The following is a 3375-nucleotide window of genomic DNA, read 5'->3' on the forward strand; positions in this document are numbered from 1 at the left end:
AGCCATAAACATTTTGTTTTTTTCACTGTCTACTTGACAGGGTGCAGTTCACAAAATTGGATTAGTCCTTTTTAAGAATTTATTTTTTAAACGTATATTAGTTTTTTGTTTAATCCAATGATGTTGGATTGTAAAATTGTCTACCCTCAAGTCCAAATATACGTTCAGTAAATTGACCTTTTGGTGTTTTTTTATATGCTTTTTCAAACATATTCATTTTTGCATCAATATTGTCGATGAAAAATAAAATTTCCGCTTCTTTCATATGAGGTAGTTTTGGAGAGCCAAATTCCATTTTACCATGATGCGCTAATATCATATGACGTAGTAATAATACCTCTTCACCTTCTATTTTTAATTCACGAGCAGCATCTGCTACTTCATCACTTGCTATAGAAATATGGCCTAACAAATTGCCTTCAACTGTATATGTTGTTGCAACAGGACCACTCAATTCTTTAACTTTACCAAGATCATGTAAAATGATAGAACTATACAACAAGCTACGGTTTAACAGTGGATATATATCACAAATAGATTTTGCGACACGTAACATAGTTAATACGTGATAACTTAGCCCACTTGAAAAATTATGATGATGTGTACTTGCTGCTGGGAATGTAAAAAATTCCGTTTGATATTTGCGCAATAAATGTCTTGTAATACGTTGTAAATTGGCATTCTCAATTTCTAACATGTAATGAGAGACTTCTTCTCTGATTTCTTCTGGTGTCAGCGGCGCGCCATCTACGAAATCATGTATGTTTAAATCAGCTTCATCTGATGCTAATTTAATTTTATTAATTTTCATCTGTTTACGTCCACGATAATTTATAACATCACCAATGACGTGTACAATTTTCTCTGGTTCTAGCACGCGCATATCTTCCTTAGTAGCAGTCCATAATTTGGCTTCGATGTCTCCACTTTTATCTTGAAGATATATCGTCATATAGTCTTTTCCTTGAGCAGTCACACCTTGAGTCGCTTTATGAATCAAGAAATAGTGATCAACTGAATCTCCAGGATTTAATTTTTCTACATTTCTCATTATTTACCGCCTTCCTCAGGTTTATTCAAAGTAATAATTTGTTTTGAAGGCACACTTGTATCTTTGACACATGTAAAGTATAAAATTTGATAATCATTAGGCATTTGTCTTAGATAATTCATCATCGTTTCTTTTCTATGTTTATCAAAATGTACAAATGCATCATCAATAATTACAGGGAATGGATAGTAAGGTTTTAATGTTTTAATTAAACTTAAACGCAATGCGATATAGAGTATTTCTTTAGTAGACTGGCTTAATTCAATTGGTTCGTACATTTGACCATTCACTTGTTTTACCATTAAAACTTCATTCGCATAAGTAACTTGTACATAATTTCCATTTGTCAAATGTGCAAAGATTTCTGTTGCTTCATTTATCACTTGTGGTAAACGCTTGTCTTTAATTTGTTTAATATGTCCTTCCACTAAAGATTGTAAGTAACTGAGACTTGCCCAATCTTTCGCTTCATCGTTCACTCTGTTTTTCAAAATATGGAACTTATGACGTAAATCCGCTAGTGTTTTATCTGTTTCCATATCAGTGATTTTAGCGTTTAAATCACTGACTTCTGATTGCATTTCTAAATATTGGTCATTATAATGATCTACTTGTCTTTCCAACACTTCGTCTTCCTCAGATAATTGTGCATATGTTTTTTGACTTAACATAGAACTAGCTTCGTAATTATAATTTTGATTTTCCAGATATTTTGTTAAATCATTAAAACGATTTAATTGTTGATGATAAGCTTGGTATTGTGCATGTTGATAATAAAATGATTCTTCATCATTTGCACTTACAAAGTTAAATAATTGTGAAATCACATTACTGTTCTCATTTAAACGATGTTTAAGCTGTGATAATTCACTTTCTATTAAAGCGATTTGTTCTTGATTCCTATTCCATTTATCTAAATTCGTTGTTTCTTCTTTTAACCATTGATTTACATCATGAAATAAAGATAACGTGTTAAAAGCCGTAAATTGATTTTGTGTTACTGCTTTTGCATGTTCATAAAATGTATCTAATGCTTGCTGTAACTCAATTTTTTGATCGTTCAATTCAACCGTATGATTGTCATAATCCTTAATTTTATTCATCGTCGCAATACTATCAATAATGAGTTCGTCTGAAATTTTATCAGATAAATGTAATTCATCTTTAATTTGGTTAATCTCATTTTCTGATTTTGAGTATTGGTGCTGAGCCGCTTCTAAATTAGAAGATAAATAATTTGCTTTTTTATCTAATGCTTCTTTCGTTTTAATAGCATTATGAAATTGTTCGCGAATCCTATTTTGATCATCTAAATCAAAATCCAAATTATAATTAGCTTCTAAATCATTTATTTGATGTTGCAAATCTTCAATTTCATTAGAAAATGTTTCACTATGTCCAATCTCTTTCGATTTAACTAAGAAGATGCCTACGATAAATATAAGAGATAGTATTGCAAATACAATACCAAAGACCAAATTAGCAGAAATAAATGAAAAGATTGTTAACCCAATACCAACAACCGCTAATATAATTAAGGCAAATCGGAAGATATTCTGCTTACGTTCATTTTCTTGTTGTTCTTTATCAAATGCTTCTTTCATTTTTTGATATAAATTATTCTTCTCTTGTAGTTCAAACACACGATTGTTATATTGCTTTTTCTTTTCATAATTTTCATCAGACACAATATCTTTTTCTAATGCATCCATCTCAGTTTGATTTGTTTCTTTATCAATTTTACTTTCTTCAATATTGCGTTCTAATTGTTGAATAAAAGCAGTCTGTTCTTGTTTATTTTTAATTTGATTACTTACGTGACTTTTCATTGCATCTGAACTGTCTACTTCATGGTACACATCTTGCCAGCCAATATTAGACTTTAAGCCGGATTTTTCACGTTCTTTATCTTGAATTTCTTTTTCAACTGATTTTAATTCGTATTCTTTTTGTTTAATTTCATTTTCTTGTTGTTGTATATGGTTAAAAGCATCTATATCAGATTGCTTAGGGACATTGATTTTTTCGTTTTCACTTTTTAAGTGTGCTAAACGCTCTTCTCTTAAACCAATATCTCTTTTTAAATTTTGTGTTTGAATTTTTGCAGATTCATAGCGATCGATACCTTGTTCAGGAAATGTGACAGGTTCGATATTTAATTGTGTTTCTAGTGTTTTCCATTCTTGTGTTTGTTCATGTAAAGCTAATTCTTTTTGTTTACGACCATGCATTTTAGACAGTTGATTTAAATTTTGTTTCAAATTTTCTAAACGTCGATTAGCTTTATCTTTATCATCTACTAAACGTTTATAAGAGGATAGCTT

At 30.2% G+C, this 3375-nt stretch carries 2 protein-coding genes; both read right to left on the reverse strand.

Annotation, left to right across the window (positions count from 1 at the left end):
* Positions 1–109: 109 nt before the first annotated feature.
* On the reverse strand, positions 110–1051 hold the full coding sequence (gene yhaM / locus CD032_RS10190) for a 3'-5' exoribonuclease YhaM (protein ID WP_019468130.1): 942 nt from the start codon (positions 1049–1051) through the stop codon (positions 110–112).
* A partial coding sequence (locus tag CD032_RS10195) for an ATP-binding protein (protein WP_258026257.1) occupies positions 1051–3375 on the reverse strand: 2325 nt, incomplete at its 5' end. The genes yhaM and CD032_RS10195, both read right to left, overlap by 1 nt.

The sequence above is a fragment of the Staphylococcus cohnii subsp. cohnii genome (genome assembly GCF_002902365.1).
GTDB classification, from domain to species: Bacteria; Bacillota; Bacilli; order Staphylococcales; family Staphylococcaceae; genus Staphylococcus; species Staphylococcus cohnii.